At 62.6% G+C, this 17,270-nt stretch carries 10 protein-coding genes; 2 read left to right on the top strand and 8 right to left on the bottom strand.

Features of this window, described 5'->3' with window-relative positions; translation table 11 throughout:
• Positions 1-493: 493 nt before the first annotated feature.
• On the top strand, positions 494-1,294 hold the full coding sequence (locus H2509_RS08485; protein WP_328805023.1) for a methyltransferase domain-containing protein: 801 nt from the start codon (positions 494-496) through the stop codon (positions 1,292-1,294).
• Between the two features lie 21 nt (positions 1,295-1,315).
• Here the strand turns inward: H2509_RS08485 and H2509_RS08480 are convergent, their stop codons facing one another.
• The 6 genes from H2509_RS08480 to H2509_RS08455 form a co-directional block, all read right to left on the bottom strand.
• The gene (locus tag H2509_RS08480; RefSeq protein WP_182164286.1) at positions 1,316-3,904 is read right to left on the bottom strand and encodes a hybrid sensor histidine kinase/response regulator; all 2,589 of its coding nucleotides are present in this window, start codon (positions 3,902-3,904) and stop codon (positions 1,316-1,318) included.
• 53 nt (positions 3,905-3,957) lie between these two features.
• Entirely contained in the window at positions 3,958-6,144 is a 2,187-nt protein-coding gene (locus H2509_RS08475; RefSeq protein ID WP_182164284.1) for a GGDEF/EAL domain-containing response regulator, read from the bottom strand.
• A 683-nt stretch (positions 6,145-6,827) separates the two neighbouring features.
• A complete protein-coding gene (locus tag H2509_RS08470; RefSeq protein WP_182164282.1) occupies positions 6,828-8,288 on the bottom strand; it encodes a methyl-accepting chemotaxis protein in 1,461 nt (486 codons plus the stop codon).
• A complete protein-coding gene (locus H2509_RS08465) occupies positions 8,275-8,592 on the bottom strand; it encodes a hypothetical protein (protein ID WP_182164280.1) in 318 nt (105 codons plus the stop codon). Before H2509_RS08465 ends, H2509_RS08470 begins: the two co-directional genes overlap by 14 nt.
• A 444-nt stretch (positions 8,593-9,036) precedes the next feature.
• Positions 9,037-11,133, bottom strand: a complete 2,097-nt coding sequence (locus H2509_RS08460) for a 2Fe-2S iron-sulfur cluster-binding protein (protein ID WP_182164278.1) — start codon at positions 11,131-11,133, stop codon at positions 9,037-9,039.
• Between the two features lie 111 nt (positions 11,134-11,244).
• Positions 11,245-11,853 carry a glutathione S-transferase family protein gene (locus H2509_RS08455; protein WP_328805044.1) on the bottom strand — a complete coding sequence of 203 codons (609 nt, stop codon included), beginning with the start codon at positions 11,851-11,853 and terminating at the stop codon, positions 11,245-11,247.
• A gap of 189 nt (positions 11,854-12,042) precedes the next feature.
• On the opposite strand from H2509_RS08455, the gene H2509_RS08450 reads away from it, so the two are divergent.
• Positions 12,043-12,960: a LysR family transcriptional regulator gene (locus tag H2509_RS08450; protein WP_182164274.1), complete on the top strand. Its 918-nt coding sequence runs from the start codon at positions 12,043-12,045 to the stop codon at positions 12,958-12,960.
• 16 nt (positions 12,961-12,976) lie between these two features.
• Here H2509_RS08450 and H2509_RS08445 read toward each other — a convergent pair whose 3' ends face one another.
• Positions 12,977-13,921, bottom strand: coding sequence for a crotonase/enoyl-CoA hydratase family protein (locus tag H2509_RS08445; protein WP_209001874.1), 945 nt, complete (start codon positions 13,919-13,921; stop codon positions 12,977-12,979).
• 630 nt (positions 13,922-14,551) lie between these two features.
• Positions 14,552-17,245 carry a nitrate reductase gene (locus tag H2509_RS08440; protein WP_182164270.1) on the bottom strand — a complete coding sequence of 898 codons (2,694 nt, stop codon included), beginning with the start codon at positions 17,243-17,245 and terminating at the stop codon, positions 14,552-14,554.
• Positions 17,246-17,270: the final 25 nt, after the last annotated feature.

Below are 17,270 nucleotides of genomic sequence, written 5' to 3'. Positions count from 1 at the left end.
GTCGGAGCGGATTTGTGCGGATACGAGGAGCAAGCCCACAGGAAGGCTGAAGCCTTGCAAGGGTTTGCGACAAAGTAGTCCGTGCGGATCCGCCCGATCCAAAGGACGATCGAGCCGACTTCGACCTGTCGCGTCAAAGCCCTCGACCGGGGGAATAACCCCGCTCTTCGAGCTTTTCCTTCCATCTCTCGTCATCTCGAACGCCATTCCAGTCAAATTAATGAGTCCTGACCCTAGAGCATATCCCGCCAAATCTGAATCCGACTTGGCGACAAGGATATGCTCAAAGCATTGATCCTGGAGCGACTTCTTGTCACGAAAGCGCTCCAGGTTCTGCGCTCTGCAACACGGAAGCCGAAAGCCGCAGATGACCGAAGTCGACGAAGACGCCATAGAGCATATCTCGCCAAATCCGATTCGGATTTGGCGACAAGGATATGCTCAAGACATTGATCCTGGAGCGATTTCTTGTCACGAAAGCGATCCCGCTTTCGTGGAAAGCGCTCTAGCGGAGGCCTATAACCGCGGCCTCGATCTGGAAAAGGCAGGCGACAGGGAAGGCGCTGCGGCCGCCTACCGCGAAGTGTTGCGGCTCGACCCGGAGGACCGCGGCGGGGCTTCGGTGCGCCTGGCAAGCCTTGGTCTCGGCGAGGCACCGGCGAAGGCGCCGGACGCCTATGTAGCGGCGCTCTTCGACCAGCATGCCGAGGTGTTCGAGACGATCCTCGTCGACCAGCTCGGCTATTGCGTGCCGATGATGATCCCGGATCTTCTGGCGCGCCACGGCGCCGGCCCCTTCGCGCGGCTCCTCGATCTCGGCTGCGGCACCGGCCTTTCGGGCGACGTCCTGTGCGAGGAGGCGGACGAACTCGTCGGCGTCGACATCTCCGAGAACATGATTGAGATGGCGCATGAAAAGGAAGTCTATGACAGCCTCTACGTCGCGGAAGGAGAACGCTTTCTTGCCGAGACGGAGGAAGCGTCGTTCGACCTGATCGTCGCGACGGATGTGCTGCCCTATGCGGGCGCGCTGGAGGGCCTGTTCACGGGACTTTCCGCGAAGACGGTTTCAGGCGGATTTCTCGCCTTTTCCACGGAGACGCTCGCCGACGAAACGCTTGCCGGCCGGGATTACATGGTGGGCCCCAGGCAACGTTTCGCGCATGCGGAGCGCTATATCCGTCGGCTTCTCGACGAGAACGGTTTCGATTGCCTCGAAATGTCGCCGATCGTGGTGCGCTACGACGAAGGCGAGGCCATCGACGGGCATCTGGTGCTTGCCCGCAAACGCTGATCCCCGGCCCGCCCGAGGGGCTCAGTGGCCGTGGCCGCCTTCCTCGTTGCGGCCGCTGGAAGCGCCGTTGGCAGCCTGGCGGCTGACATAGCCGCTGAGAGCCGAGCGAGCCCGGTCGAGTTCCAGCGAAAGCGTATCGATATGGCGCTGGCCATGGGTAAGCATTTCCCGGCCGCCGATCGATTGCCACGACGAGCAGAGCTTGAAGATCTCGCGGGCGCCGATATTGGCGGCGGCAGAGCGGAGCGCATGCGCATGCTCGCGGAAGCGAGCCGTGTCGGCATTCTCCACGGCGTGCGTCAGTTCGTTCAGAATGTCGGTCGCATCGGTCAGGAAATCGCCAACGAGCGATGCGACGAACTCCGTCCCGCCAAGGCGTTCCAGCTCGGCCAGGGTTTCCATGTCGACAGCGGTCGAGCGGGCCTCGGCCTTGAACCGCGGGTGGCTGGCGATATGGGTGACCTGCCTGACGGTTTCCTGCGCGGTGTTGCCGGCCGCGCCGGCACCGTGAACGGTGTCGAGGATCTTCAGCAGGCGCGCAGGTTCGATCGGCTTGGTGACGCAGGCATCGGCGCCCGCCTCCATGCAGCGTTTGGCCGCTTCCGGCGTGGCGTCGGCGGTCAGCGCGACGATCGGCAACCGTTTCTGGTCGCCTGTCGTGGAGAAGCGGTAGAGCTTCATCGCGTCCAGCCCGTTCATGACGGGCATGTTCACGTCCATGATGGCTATGTCGAAGCCGCCGTCGGCGAGGGCATCGAGCGCCTGCTCGCCATCGTCGACGATATGGCACTCGTGGCCGCCGCGTTCCAGGATCTTGGCGATGACACGCTGATTGGTGCGATTGTCCTCGGCGACGAGTACGCGCAGGCTCCGGCCGCTCGGCACGAAGGTCGACAGGCGTTCCTCGTCGCGTTCGACCGCGAGGTCCGTCGCGCCGGCCGCGCGCAGCGCCGCGATGTAATGATCGGTCTCCGCATCGGGCGAGAGAACCGCGCTGTAGAGCCTGCGGATCTCGCTCGAATCCTCCAGGTCTTCCGCGTTCCGCGACAGGAGAACAAGCGTCGGGATAATCGTCTGCCCCGGATTTTGCAGAGCATGGGCAAGCACATCCGGCTTGCCGGCCGCGACGTCCTGATCGACGAAGACGACCGCACGGCGGGAGCCCGACAGGCTGGTCTTGCGCAAATGCGTCGCAACCTCGCGGACGTCGGCTGCACGTTCCACCTTGATGTCCTGCTCCATCAGGTGCGCCATCACCTGGTCGAGCATGACAGGGTTCTTCGACAGGACGATCAGCCGCCCGCTGTCCAGGGTGAGCTGCGGCGCGCTTGCATCCAGGTCGCGCGCGAAATCGATTTCGAACCAGAAGATGCTGCCGACATTCTCCTCGCTCGTGACGCCGATCTCGCCGCCAAGCGCCAGGACGAGCTGCTTGACGATGGCAAGGCCGAGCCCCGTGCCGCCAAAGCGATCGATGATCGTCTCGTCGGCCTGCGTGAAGCGCTCGAAGATCCGGGCTTGCGCATCCGGGCGAATGCCGATGCCGGTATCCTCCACCTCGAAGCGGAGACGCGCGGAACCGGAGTTGGACCGCACCACCCCGACGCTGATGGTGACGCCGCCCGAATTGGTGAATTTCACCGCGTTTCCGGTGAGGTTGATCAGGATCTCCTGTAGGTGGCGCGTGTCGCCGACCAGCGCGTAGGGCGTTTCCGGCGTCACGTGAATGGAGAACCGCAGGCCCTTGGACCGCGCCTGGCCCGCCACGATACTGCGCACTTCGCCCAGCATCGCATGCAGATCGAAGGGGTCCTCCGACACGGTGACGGAATTGGACTCGATGCGCGAGAATTCGAGGATGCCGTCGATCAGGCTCAACAGCGAACGGGCCGAACTCTTGATCGTGCGCGTCATGTCGCGCTGTTCGGTGTCCAGATCGCTTTCCTGCAGCAATTCGCCCATGCCGATGATGGCATTGAGCGGCGTGCGGAGTTCGTGGCTCACGCCGGCTAGGAACAGGCTCTTGGCGCGGCTGGCCTCCTCGGCCTTCGCCTTGGCGGCCGAAAGGTCGCGGATGAGCTTGCTGGCATAGAGCGGCAGGATCACCAGGCTGATCAGCAGGCCGATGCTCAGGCTGACATGAGACATCCAGAAGGGCGTCGTCAGCACCGCCGCGAAGCCGATGATCGAGAAAGCCGCGGCCAGTACCAGATAACGGGAGCCGAAGCGGAAGCCGTTGCCGAAAATCACCCAAAGATAGATCGGAAAGAGGACGGCCGTCGTCTCGCCGCCGTCATACAGCCCGATCGTCAGGACGCCGAGGTCGCAAAGGATGGCGATGGCCCGGCGCGGGTGGTGGCGGGCGGGCCTCCACATCAGATGCGCGGCAAGGCCGATGGTGCAGGCGAAGAAGAGACCGACCTGGAGCAGCGGCCGTTCGACCTCGTGATAGTCGAAGAAGATCAGGAAATAGGCGAGGATCAGGCTGCTGATGACGATGCGGTTGAGCGCCATCTCGCCTTCGCCTTGCGACAAAGCGCGAAAACGCCTCACAGCGGCGATCAGGCGCTGCGAAAAGGTGCGGGGCTCGTCCTTGTTAGCCCAGGTCATGGGCCCCTCCGGTGTCAGGCCTTGCAGCGGTCGGGCAAGTCGCGTGCGTCATCTCAATCGCCAGCCCCCGGAACCGCCGCGCGACCTTTTCCGACAGGTTCGCTTGCCTCGCAGTCCGGCTTGGCGAAAGCCAGAAAGGCGTCTCCCGTCATCGGCTTGCCGAACAGGTAGCCCTGCGCTTCGTCGCAGCCGGCAGCCTTCAGCATCTTGACCTGCTGCTCCCTTTCGACGCCTTCGGCCAGCACATGAAGGTCCAGGCTCTTGCCGAGCCCGACGACCGCATTGACGATCGCGGCGTCGCGGGGGTCGGTTTCCATTGTCCTCACGAAGCAACGGTCAATCTTGAGGCGATCGACCTTGAAGTTCTTCAGATAGGCCAGCGACGAATAGCCCGTCCCGAAATCGTCGATGGCCACCTGTACGCCTTGCCGGTGCAGATCTCTCATATCTTTCAGGACGCGCTCTGCCCCTTGCATCAGGACGTTTTCCGTAATTTCGATCTCGAGCCGCTCGGCGCTGAGCCTGGAACTTGCGAGAGCCGATGCCGCAAGCGATGCAACACTTTGCTTGCGGAATTGAGTCGGCGAGATATTGACGGCAATACGAAGGTCCCCCAGCCCGCGCTCGGTCCAGCGCATCGCTTCCTGGCAGGCCTCGTTCAGCACCCATTCCCCAATGTCGTAGATCATGCCGCTTTCTTCGGCGAGCGGCAAGAATTCAGCCGGAGCAACCAGCCCGCGCTCGGGATGGCGCCAGCGCAGCAAGGCCTCGACGCCGACGACCTTGCAGTCGCTCAGCCGGATCTGCGGCTGGTAGTGCAGCTCCAGTTCGCCGCGTCCGAGCGCGCGGCGCAGATCGGCTTCAAGCGCGATCGCCTGGCGGGCATTCTGGTCCATGCCTTCGGCGAAGGAGGAATAGAGCCCGCCGCCTTCGGCCTTGGCGCGGTACATGGCGAGGTCGGCATTGCGCAGCAGGGCTTCCGAGGACGTGCCGTCTGCCGGATAGGTGGTGATGCCGATGCTGGCACCGATCTTCACTTCCTGCCCGTTGATATAGAACGGGTCATCCAGTTCCTCGATGATGCGCCGGGCAAGCGTCAGGGCATCTTCGGTTCCCGCGATTCCGACCTGCAGCACGGCGAACTCGTCGCCGCCAAGGCGCGCGACGATATCCTTGTCCCTTACGCAGCCCTTCAGCCTGTCGGCGACAAATTCCAGCAATCGGTCGCCGGCCGTATGACCCAGCGCGTCGTTGATCCCCTTGAAGCGGTCGAGATCTAGGAAATGCAGGGCGAATTCCTCTCCCGAGCCGAGGTTGCGGCCGATTTCCTCGTCGAGGCGTTCGGCAAGCAAGGTGCGGTTCGGCAGGGAAGTCAGCGCGTCGTGATGGGCGATATGGTAGAGATGCGCCTCCGCGCGCTTGTTTTCGGTGATGTCGAGCGACGTCGAGATGACGTTGACGACTTCGCCGCTATTGTCTTTCAGCGGCACTTTCCGGGTCAGGAAAATCCTGACGTTGCCGTCACCGTCGCCGATCTCCTCCTCATAGGGCGCGAGCGGCTCGCCGCTGTCAAAGACGCGCATATCGAGGACCCGGGCCTTGTCCGCCATTTCGGGCAGATACATGGCCTGATAGAGGGGAAGTCCCGTCAGTTCCGCCGCATCCTTGCCCAGGAACGCCGCGTGATAGGCGTTGACGAACACGCATCGCCCGGCGCGGTCGACGGCGCTGATCATCACCGGCACGGTATCGATGACCTGAAGCAGACGCTCGCGGGAATCGCGAAGGGCCTCGTCCCGGAGCCGCTCTGCGTTCTGCAGTTCCTGTTCGAGCACATTCGCCCGGCTCTTGACTGCGAGCTGACGCTTGCGCAGCGCGAGAAGATTGCGGGCCCGCGTCTGGAATTCGCTGTGGTCGACCGGACTTTGCAGGAAGTCGGTGGCGCCGGCTTCCAGGGCGCGCATGCGGAAGCGGCGGTCGGAAAAGGCCGTGATCACCATGACCGGAATATCGGCGCAGCCCGGCAGGTCGCGGAAGCGGCGGGTAAACTCCGCGCCGTCCATTTGCGGCATGCGATAGTCGGTGATCAGTAGGTCCGGAGTTTCACTTCTGAAATGCTCAAGCGCGTCGAACGGATTGGAGAAGCTGCGCGTCTCCACCCCATCCTCCGCCCAGCGGGCAAGCCGGGAAAAGAAGTTGCGATTGATAATCCGGTCGTCGACAACCGCGATTACGGACATGCTCTCGTCTCACTTCACACTCTGCTTGAGCAGCCCCACGCTCAGGCAACGCACACACTGTCGTGACAGACCGGAAGGAAATTCGGCGCATCACGCCGGTTATCGCATTCCGAAACCGTCGAACTCCTGGTTCTTGCCGCAGCACAGCTTTCCTTGCCGGAAACCGGTGCGGTCCATTCTTTCGGTACCTCGCGTCCCGCCAACCTTCCGCAGCCTGCATTTTGCGAAGGCCGGCGTGGGACGCCAATGGTAGTCATGGATTATCAATACCTCTTGTTTTGTTAATTTAATGCTAATCACAAGAATACGTAGGAATACGTCGCATATTTTAAATAAAACAAGTCAACTAATAAGTTATTTCAAAGCAATGAAAATAGGAATGGAATTGCGTAAGGGTAAATATTCTGTCGTGAGCAAAAAGGATGTTTTGCCGTTGCAATCTTTGGATTATTAAAAATTCCAATATAGATTTTTGGTTGTTCTTGCCGAGGGCCTGTCCGTGCGCCTTACCAGATTGTCCGGCAGCGCAAGGGCTTCCGCACAGGGTGCAAGACCCGTTGCAGTGCGATGGCTTGTGCGTGAAGCGCCGCCGCCCTTTGCCGCCCCGGGGTCCGGACGCTTAAAACAAAAGGCCCGCTTCCGGCGGGAAGCGGGCCTTCCGATTTCGGGGTGGCGGGCGCGGATCAGGCCTGGCGTACCATGCGTATGAACTCCGCCATTTCCGTTTGCAGCTGCGCCGTGTGTTCGGATAGGGAGCTTGCGGCGGAGATCACGGTTCTCGATTGCGTTGCAGTGTCGTTGATCTCGCCGTGGATCGCGCCGACAGAGCCGTCGAGGTTCAGCGTCTCCTCAACAGTCCTCGACACCGTGTGAGAGATCTCCGACGTGGCGTGGAGCTGTTCCTCGATGCTCTGGCCGAGGCTGACGAGGATCTGCATCGATGCCTCGATCGTCTCGACAACCGAGTTCATCGAGCCCTGCGCGGTGGCGGAGACCTGCTGGATCGAGGCGATCTGGGCGGAAATCTCCTCGGTCGCCGTCGCCGTCTGGGTGGCGAGTTGCTTCACTTCCTGGGCGACCACGGCAAAGCCCTTGCCCGCTTCCCCGGCGCGCGCGGACTCGATGGTGGCGTTGAGGGCCAGCAGGTTGGTCTTTTCGGCGATCGAGCGGATCAGGTCGACGACCTGGCTGATCGTTTCGGCGCCGGCAACCATTTCCGACACGGTCCTTGCGGCGTCGCCGGCTTTCTGCGAGGCGGATTCGGCTTCGTTTTGCGACCTCGATGCCTGTTCGCGGATGGTCGCGATCGATTGCCGCAGCCCATCCGCCGCACTGGCGATAGCCTGAATGTTGGACCGTGCCTTGCCGCTTGTCGTAACCACGTCCTCGAAGCGGGCGCCGGTGCCGGTTGCCGTTCCCAGCATCGTCTCTGCCGCCGATTGCAGGCCTGCCACCGCCGGCGCTATCTGCTCCGTCACCGAAGCGACCTTGGCCTCGAAGGAGTTGGAGATTTCGCAAATCGTCTTGCGGCGGTCGGCTTCCGCTTCCTGGGTCAGGCTGGCGATCCGGTTTTGCGACTGCTCGGCTTGCTGCCGCGCGGCGTCGGCCTCGTGGCGCTCCGTCTCGGCCCTCAGCATGGCCGTGCGCAATGTCTCCACCATCCAGATCAGCGTCCCGGTTTCAATGATGACGATCGTCGCGTGCAGCATGACGCGGGCGAAGTTCGCGCCGTTGGGGAACACCGCCGAGGCGTAGAGGAAATTAAGCCCCAGATGATGGAAAATCGTCGCAAGGGCCGCCGCCAGCACGGCCCGCCAGTCCAGCCAGCCGGCCACGATGGCCAGCGTGGCGAAGAAATACATGTGAACGTCGATCTGGTACGGACTGTTGGAGAAGGCCAGTACAAGAAGCATCACATGCCCGATTGCCACGACCGACGTCACCTGGCGCGTGAGCCAGGACGTTCGCTGCATCAGCCACAGGGCGGTCGATCCGGCCGTCGAAAGCAATCCGAGCGCGAGGACCGGCAGTCCCACGCGGCTGGCATGGGTTGCGGCGATGACGCCCATGATCGTGGTGTTCAACCAGAGCAGTGAAATTACAATCACGGCGAACTTGCCGCGGATCGCGTCAATTCCAAGCATAGGAAGCACCTTCCTGGCTGTGCGTGATGCAAAGGCCGAGGGCCGTGGCATCGCCAACGAATAAAGCGCCGGCCTGATAGAGCCGGTCGATGAATTGCGTACCGCGGCCAAGCGTCACGACCACCGGGAACTGGCTCAGAAGAACGCCATCGGCGGCAACTACCGCTTGCAGGGCGTCTTCCGTGGGCCTGCCGGGTGCCATGAAAACGGCAACCGGGAGGTCCGGCCGGGGTTGGACGGCCAAGGCTGCCGCGCCAAGCGCGACCAGGGCAGCGAATACGAGACCGAAAGCAATTTCTTTCATGAACGGGAATTCAACTCTGAATTCGTAAAAAAATTGCTATACACCCGAGTGAATTGCCGCTGCTAGCGGCTTTGTGCTGACGGGACTCTCCCCGTTAGCTGGCATTTTTAGCTATTCAATTTGCTGAATAGGTCGGGAGCTTTGATCATTATTTAGAAATTTTGATTATTTCTTGTCGCTACTACGCATTTCTACGGATGAAAATACTTACCAATGATAACGTTGAGGAAATTGAGCTTGCCATCGACTGTAGGCAATTAACGTTGCCGATTCATCTGAAACAGGGGCTGAATGCGTGCGCGGTCTAGTTGTCGGGCGCTATTGGTGCCGTGCGGACGGGCGAGGCGGCCAACAATCAAGCGCCGCCGCCCCGATATATATGCGGTCATCTTCCCGTTGATGCTAGGAAAACAGGCCGCTTCCGCGGAAGATGTCGCCGTATGACTAAATCTCCAGCACGACCCGCGCTTCGCCCGATCCCGGCGCGGTCTCGGGGCGCGCGCAGCAGGTCAGCACGGTGCCGGCTTCCGGCGTGAAGGACGGCTCGTCGATGTAGTGCACATTGCCTTCCTTGAGGCGTGCCGCGCAGGTGCCGCAGGAACCGGACCGGCAGCTGTAGAGAGGCGAAAGCCCGGCTGCTTCGGCAGCTTCAAGCAGGGTGCCGCTCGCCTGCGTCCAGCGAATTTCCTTGCCGCTCTTTTCGAACAGCACGGTTGCGCTCTCTCCCGAGGCTTCGGCCGCGACCGCCTCGTGCCTGTCCGGGCGCCTTTTCAGCGATGCCGGGCCGAAGGCTTCGGTATGGATACGGTTGTCGGCGATATTGATGTCGCGCAGCCCGTCGTAAAGCGACTGCATCATGGGCGCCGGCCCGCAGATGTAGAAGTCGTAGTCGTCAAGCGGCAGGACAGCCTTCAGGAGGTCGATGCTGATGCGGCCGCGGCTGTGGATATCCTTGCCCGGCTCGTCGCCCTCAAGCTGCTGTTCCAGCGTGAAGTGCAGATGCACGGCCTCGGCCGACATTGCGATGCGCCGGACCTCCTCATGGAAGGCGCGCTCCTTCGACGTGCGCGCCGCGTGGATGAAGTGGATCCGCCTCTGCCTGCGCAGCCGGAAATCCTCGATGACCAGATGTTTCAGCATCGAGATCATCGGCGTGACGCCGATACCGCCGGCAATCAGCGCCACGGGCCGGCCATGCGCGGTGTCGATCGTGAACTGGCCGCGCGGTGCCAGCGCTTCGATGATGTCGCCTTCGCGCACATGATCGTGCAGATGGCGGCTGACAAGGCCGTTTTCCTCGCGCTTCACGCTGATGCGCAGCATCTTGTCGCCCGGAACGCCCGATAGCGTGTAGGTTCGTGTGACCGCTTCCTGCGCGCCCTCCGGCGTCACCCGGATGGGGAGGAACTGGCCGGCCTTGAAGGCGGGCAACCCGCCATCGTCCGCGGCTTCCAGGTAGAAGGAGCGCACGATGGTGCTTTCCTGCACGATCTTGCGCACCACGAAGGGACGATAGCGGTTGCGCGACTGTTCGGCCGCCAGCGCCGCGGAGGCTTCCTTCCAGTCGCCGGTGATCAGGGAATTCGGCGAATAGGAGCCGAATTCGAAGCGGAAGGGCAGCGCCCGGCGCAGCCGGATCGCGTGGTCGAGGCGGAACCGCAGCAGCCGCTCGGCGCCCCGGAAGGCAGCGATTTCCCGGTCCTCGAAGATCACTTCTGCGTCGCCCGCCAGAATGAGGACGTCGCCGGTCGCGAAATCGGGGAACAGCAGTCCCGTCCTCGGGTTGAGCAGAATGTTGCCGAAGGTGTTGAAGAAGAGATTGCCCGCGAAATCGGGGATGGTGAGCGTCCGGCTGTCGTCGATACGCACGAAACCGGGCTTGCCGCCGCGATGGGAAATGTCGGCGCCGAGCACGCCTGTTTCGTCACTGCCTTCCTCGCCGTCGTTCGGTGCGACGCTCGCGATGAAGAAGGTATCCGCCGTCGAGATATGGCGCAGCGCCTCCTCGTCGAATTCGGACATGCGCGCGTGCTCGGGCGTGAAGCCGTGATCCTTCGGATCGCGGACAAAGGCCAGGTTCCGCGTCTGGATATATTGCGGGCAGTTTCCGAAGGACTGATCGAGCGCAAGCTCCAGCGTGTCGCCATAGGACGAAACCGTGGCGGCGAAGCGGTTGCGCCGCCTCGTCGGCAGTTCGATCCCGAGGCCGCCGATCTTCGAGCCGGGGACGAGGGCGTCTTCGAACGGGTCGCCCTTCACGGGACGGGACGCGATCGAGACGCTCTGGCGGTCGGGCGTGGCGACGAAGCCCGGAGGCCCGCTCAGGATGGCAGGCCTCGGCCAGCCGTCCCTGTCGAGACCGGACAGCACGATGAACGGCAGCTGATTGAAGAAACTGCGGTGCTGATCGGGCATGAACTTGCGGATCGCCATGCGGCCGAAGGTCTCGATCTGCTCGGAAACGCCGACACGCTCCTGTATCGCCTTCTCGCCGCGATGGAAGGGCGAGGGCTTGCCTGCATCGTTCGAAGTCGTGGCCATTTTTCCGATCCCTTCAGAAACCAGCGGATGCCCGCCTTCACGGGAGGGCGGGCATCGCGGTCAGCGTAAAGCCGCACGCAGCGGCAAGTTCAATCCGTATTCAGGCCGGCCTCAGGCGGCGAGACCGACGGCGGTCTTCGGCATCGGTACGAAGCCGTCCAGCGCTTCCACGCGCTTCAGCCAGGCACGGATGTTCGCGTAAGGCTCGAGCGAGACTTCGCCTTCCGGCGCATGGGCCGTGTAGGCGTAGAAGGCGATGTCGGCGATTGTGGCCTCGTCGCCGGTCAGGAACGCGCGGCCGGCCAGCTCCTTGTCCAAGCCCTCGAAGAGGCGGTGGGCGATCGTCTTGGCCCGCTCGTGGTCGACGTTGGCGCCGAATACCGTGACGAGGCGGGCGGCCGCAGGCCCGTTTGCCAGCAGATGCGAGGCAATCGACAGCCACTGCTGGATTTCGACCGCCTTTTCTTCCGGCATCCAGCGGCCGCTTTTGTCGTATTTGCGGGCGAGATAGACGAGAATTGCGGTGCTGTCCCAAACGGCAGTGCCGTTGTCATCGATCGCCGGCACCTGGCCGAAAGGATGCAGTGCCAGATAGTCCGGCTTCAGATGCGCGCCGTTGCCCATGTCGAGATCAATGAATTCGACCGGCTGGCCGAGGATGGAGAGAAACAGTTCCACCCGGTGGCAGTGGCCGGAAAGCGGATTGCGGTAAAGCTTGATCGGCGCGGTCATGGGTCGTCCTTTCAACAGTGAAGCGGAGGAAGGCGGCGCGTGGCTACAGGGCCCGCGACCTTGAATAGTTGGATGCGGCTGCTCGGCGCCCGCCGCATGGCTATAAGATGCATGATTGCGTGTCGCGCAGGAATAGACGATTATCGCAAAATATTATTCCGAAATCAGGAATGATAGATGGATCGGCTGCACATGATGAGCGTCTTCGTGGCAGTTGCCGAGGCGGGCAGCTTTGCGAAAGGTGCAAAGAGGCTCTCCCTGTCGCCGCCGGCGGTGACACGGGCGGTGTCGGCTCTGGAGGAACGGCTTGGAGCCCGCCTGATCAACCGCACGACGCGACGCCTTTCGCTCACCGAGGCGGGCGAGGGCTATCTCGGCGAATGCAGGCGCATCCTTTCGGATATCGAGAGCGTGGAGCAGGGCATTGCCGGCCGGGCGGAGGCGCCGAGCGGGCATTTGCGGATAACGTCGTCGGTCACCTTCGGCCGGATCTGCGTGATGCCGATCCTTTCCACCTTTCTCGATGAGCATCCCCGCATTTCGGCAAGTCTCCTCTGCCTCGACCGTGTCGTGGACATTGTCGAGGAGGGCATCGACGTTGCGGTTCGGATTGCCCATCTGCCCGACAGCACCCTGGTGGCGCGCAAGGTGGGCTCTGTGAGAAGGGTGCTTGCCGCAAGCCCCGAATATCTGGCGAGCGCGCCGCCTCTTGAAAAGCCCGCGGACATCCGTGACCACGTCACGATCGGCGCGCGCGCCCTGGCGCATTCCGACGACTGGCGCTTCGTGGATGGCGCGCGCGAACTGACCGTCACAGCCCGCCCGCGGCTCGACGTCAACGATGCCGCCGCCGCGATCGCCGAGGCCGAGCGCGGCGGCGGTGTCTTCATGGCGCTGTCCTACATGGTGAAGGATGCGGTCGAGGCGGGGCGGTTACGCCTCGTGCTCGACCGCTTCATGCCCGGCCCGGTTCCCGTGAGCCTGGTCTATCCGCAGGGGCGTTCGCTTGCGGGCAAGGTCCGAGCCTTCATCGACCACGCGGCCCCGATCCTCGAAACGCGGCTGAAAGAACTGGAAATCAAGCGGGAAGCCTGACACCAGGCTACGGACCCTAGATCTGATTGAAGATCCCCGTCGTACCGAGCGAGCCGGTTCCGAGTCGCCTGCGATCCTGCGCCGTCGTCAGGCGAAGCATCTTGCGCATATCGGCTTCGCTGAGCTGCATGGCGGCGTCCACCCAGAGCTCGACCACCTGCTCCAGCTCTTCGAAGGGGAGCGGCTGCACCCGTCGCCTGGCGTGATAGATCGCCTGATGGGCGTTGTGCCGGCGGCTGTTGCGCGCAATGTAGTCCAGAGCCGCGACTTGGCCCTGGTCCTCTTCGCACAGGATATCGATCAGGCCCATCTCATAGAGTTCCTCGGCCGTGTGGATACGCCCGCTGAGGATCATCCGCTCGGCCCGGCTTCCGTCGAGGCGGCGCGACAGGAAACTGTAGGCGCCCATCCCGGGGAACAGGTTGAAGAGCACTTCCGGGAAGCCGAACTTCGCCTGCCGCTCGGCGATGATGACGTCGAAGGACAAGGCGCATTCGAAACCGCCGCCGAGCGCGTCGCCCTGCACCACCGCCATGGTGACGACGGGAAGGTCCATGGCCATCGCATTGGTGTGAATGACGCCGATACAGGCCTTGCCGTAACGCAGCAGTCCCTCCCGGTCGCCGGCGCGGATCAGGTCGACGAACAGGTTGAGGTCGCCGCCGAAATTGTAGACGCCCCGCAGCCCGGAACGCAGGGCGAAATACCGCATTTCATGCGCCTCTCCCGGCCGGTCATAGGCCTGGTGGAGACGCCTGATGGACGCCTGCATGGCGGCGAAATCGCTCAGCAACTGGTGGGTGAAGCACAAGTGCCCTTCCGGGCGCATCGTGCACCAGTAGGTTCCAAGCGAAGGGTCGAAATCGACGTCGATCGCCTGATATCGCTCAGCCGCTACGCGCTGCTCCATGCTGAGCGCTGATATGTCGGTCGGCGCGCGCACGAACGCATGTTCGGTCATGGCCGTGCTGCCGGGTGATGGGAGCGAGGTCCCGGCTTGTTGACCATTGATCTTGTTCATCCTGGCCTCTGCATATGCCTTGAGGACCCATCGGTCCCGGTTGCGCGCAATGCGGTTGCCAGCCTGGGAGGGTCGCAGGATGCGGTGGCGGGGCGACCGATTGGCGCTTAACTGGTCGTTAGGATTTTAAATAAATCGTAATAAGTCAAGAAATGATTTATTAACCATAATTGCAAATATCGGTGCAAACCTATTGACCAGGAAATAAAGCTTGATGCTCAAAGGTGTCTCGATGAGGCTTTTATTGGTTTCGCGTGTCAGTGTTTCTACTAATTCGAACAAAATTTAGCTTACACATTCTGAAGTTGTAGGAGTAGCACTGATTATTGTTTGATATAAATTTTGAAATATTAAGGTTAATTTTGATATTCTTGTGATGACTTGAGGTGGTTGCCGCAGCGGAATTGATATTGAGGTGTATTGGGGGAAATCACAAGTAATCGGACAATGCGCTTGCGTGTCATGATTTCGCAAGCCGTGTCGCCGTGCGACGCAGGAATGGCAGGTTGATCGCGGAAATGTGTACCCGTGCGCCGGCCGCGGGTTCGGCTCTAAAAGCTCCCGCTGGCGCTATTCGGCGGCGACGGGAAGACTGCGGTCGAGCAGGACCTTGATTTCCGACCGGCAGGAGCCGCAATTCGTACCCGCCTTCACCTGCTGACCGATGGCTTCGATGCTGTGGCAGCCGCCGGCAATCGCGCCGAGAATATCGTTCGCGCCGACGCCGAAGCAGGAGCAGACGAGGGCGCCGGGATCGGGCTTTCGGCTGCCGGACCTGCCGGCGACGACCAAGGCGCGGCGGGCGCCGTTCCCGTGATCTGCAATCAGTTGCGAGGCCGCCCAGGCCCTTGAAACGGCAACGGGTTCTCGGGCGGTGAAGAGCGCGCCGAGGAGACGACCGCCTTCAAAGACGGCCGCGCGGAAGCCATCGGTTGCAGCGTCGCGATAGGCGGCAATCTCGCCGGTTCCGCCGCACCAGCGCCGGAGCAGCGCTTCCCGGTCGTCAAAGGGGTGGGCGCTGGCGAATTCCAGCCGATAGCCGCCCTTGCAACGGGCAAGCGCCCAATAGTCGGCGTCGATTGCCGCCGGCTTTCTGGAAAGCACAGCGAATCCATAAGCTTGCGCCGCGAAGCGCGACACGTGGACGGCAATGTTCTTGGAGGCGGGCTGGCCGGAATGCGGATCGGTGCGCGGGGGGACAAGCGTGTCGACCCGCGCACGTGCCGCAAACTGCCCGGTCCAGTGCATGGGAACGAAGACGGAGCCCTGTTGCTGGCGGCCCGTGACCAGCGCACGGACGATGACGGAGCCATAAGGGCTTGCGATCTCGACGAGATCGGCGTCGGCGACGCCGAGGTCCAGGGCATCGGCGGGATGAAGCTCGGCGAAGGGCTCGCCGAGATGCGAGGACAGCCGGGGGGACAGGCCGGTCCGGGTCATCGTGTGCCAGTGGTCGCGCACACGCCCGGTATTCAGGGTGAAGGGGAAGTCCCTGCAAGCCTCCGGCCCGGAACGGGACGTGACAGGGACAAGCCGTGCGCGGCCATCCGGGTGAAAAAAGCCGCCCCTGGCGAAAAATCGCGTCGTTTTCTCAAGCTTGCCAACCGGTTGCGGCCACTGGAAGGGCGCAAGTCCGTCATAGGCGGACCGGTCGACGGCGGCATGGGCGCCGATGTCGAAGGCGCGCGACCCGTCGTTGCGATACGAGGATATGGCAGCATGCTCGGCGAAGATTTCGTGCGGGCCGGCATAGGCGAAGGCGTCGGCAAAGCCCATGCGTCTCGCCACCTCGCAGACGATCCACCAGTCGTGCCTCGCCTTGCCCGGCAGCGATAACACCTTGCGTTGTCTGGAGATCCTGCGCTCCGAATTGGTGACCGTGCCGTCCTTTTCCGCCCAGGCGGCGGCGGGCAGGCGCACATGCGCGAAGGGCAGCGTGTCGTTTTCGGCGACGACATCCGAGACGACGACGAGGGGACAGGCGGCAAGCGCGCGGGCGACGCCGTCCGCATCCGGCATGCTGTCGACCGGATTGGTCGCCATTACCCAGACCGCCTTGATATCCCCGGCCTCGATGGCGGTGAAGAGATCGACCGCCTTCTTGCCCGGCGTTGTCGCGACCGTCGGGGAGCCCCAGAATTCCTGAACGATCTGGCGATGTTGCGGGTTTTCGATTGCCATGTGCGCGGCGAGCATGTTGGCAAGGCCACCGACTTCGCGTCCGCCCATGGCGTTGGGTTGCCCCGTCAGCGAGAAGGGGCCAGACCCCGCCTTGCCGATGCGTCCCGTCGCCAGATGGCAATTCAGGATCGCGTTGACCTTGTCGGTGCCGACGACGGATTGGTTGACGCCCTGGCTATAAAGGGTGACGACTTTCTCCGTCCCCGCGAAAAGTTCATAGAATTCGGCCAGTTGAGCTTCGTCCAAGCCCGTTTCGCGGCTGACCCGCGCCATATCGTAGGCAAGGGCGGCTTCGAGCGCCTCGTCGAAGCCCTCGGTATGGCTTGCCACATAATCGGCGTCGACAGGTGCTGGGCGTCCCGCCGTGTCGCTCTTGCTCCCCTCCGGTGCCGCGAGAAAGCGCAGCAGTCCATTGAAGAGGGCGATGTCGCTGTCCGGCTTCAGGGGAAGGTGAAGATCGGCGATATCGGCGGTCATGGTCCGGCGCGGATCGACCAGCACGACCCTTGTCCCCGGCCTTGCCTGTTTCGCGGCCGCCAGGCGCTGGTAGAGGACAGGATGGCACCAGGCCATGTTGGAGCCGACGATGACGACGAGGTCGGCAAGCTCCAGATCCTCGTAGGTTCCCGGCACCGTATCGGAGCCGAAGGCTCGGCGGTGGCCGGCGACCGAGGAGGCCATGCACAGGCGGGAATTGGTGTCGATATTCGCGGAGCCGATGAAGCCCTTCATCAGCTTGTTGGCGACGTAATAATCCTCGGTGAGAAGCTGGCCGCTAACATAGAAGGCGACCGAGTCGGGCCCGTGCTCGGCAATGGTCTCGGAAAAACGGTCGGCAACGAAGGAAAGCGCGGTGTCCCAGTCTGTCCGTTCGCCCATCACTTCGGGTTCCAGCAGTCGGCCCTCCGGCCCTATCGTTTCGGCAAGGGCCGAGCCCTTGGAACAGAGGCGGCCGAAATTCGCCGGGTGGTCGGGATCGCCGCGCACGGAAAACGCGCCGTCTTCGCCGACGGTGGCGATGACACCGCAGCCGACGCCGCAATAGGGACAGGTGGTCTTGACCTCTTTCCTTGCGTCGTTCATCGCGTCTTTCATCCCCTGGCGCAGC

The sequence above is a fragment of the Stappia albiluteola genome, assembly GCF_014050225.1.
Classification (GTDB): Bacteria; Pseudomonadota; Alphaproteobacteria; order Rhizobiales; family Stappiaceae; genus Hongsoonwoonella; species Hongsoonwoonella albiluteola.
The sequence above is the reverse complement of the archived record's forward strand: the minus strand, read 5'-3'. Positions and strand labels throughout refer to the sequence as shown.

Coding starts and splice junctions, on each gene's coding strand:
- H2509_RS08480 (WP_182164286.1), bottom strand. CDS start 3,904: ATGACCTGGGCTAACAAGGACGAGCCCCGCACCTTTTCGCAGCGCCTG.
- H2509_RS08475 (WP_182164284.1), bottom strand. CDS start 6,144: ATGTCCGTAATCGCGGTTGTCGACGACCGGATTATCAATCGCAACTTC.
- H2509_RS08470 (WP_182164282.1), bottom strand. CDS start 8,288: ATGCTTGGAATTGACGCGATCCGCGGCAAGTTCGCCGTGATTGTAATT.
- H2509_RS08465 (WP_182164280.1), bottom strand. CDS start 8,592: ATGAAAGAAATTGCTTTCGGTCTCGTATTCGCTGCCCTGGTCGCGCTT.
- H2509_RS08460 (WP_182164278.1), bottom strand. CDS start 11,133: ATGGCCACGACTTCGAACGATGCAGGCAAGCCCTCGCCCTTCCATCGC.
- H2509_RS08450 (WP_182164274.1), top strand. CDS start 12,043: ATGGATCGGCTGCACATGATGAGCGTCTTCGTGGCAGTTGCCGAGGCG.
- H2509_RS08445 (WP_209001874.1), bottom strand. CDS start 13,921: ATGACCGAACATGCGTTCGTGCGCGCGCCGACCGACATATCAGCGCTC.
- H2509_RS08440 (WP_182164270.1), bottom strand. CDS start 17,245: ATGAACGACGCAAGGAAAGAGGTCAAGACCACCTGTCCCTATTGCGGC.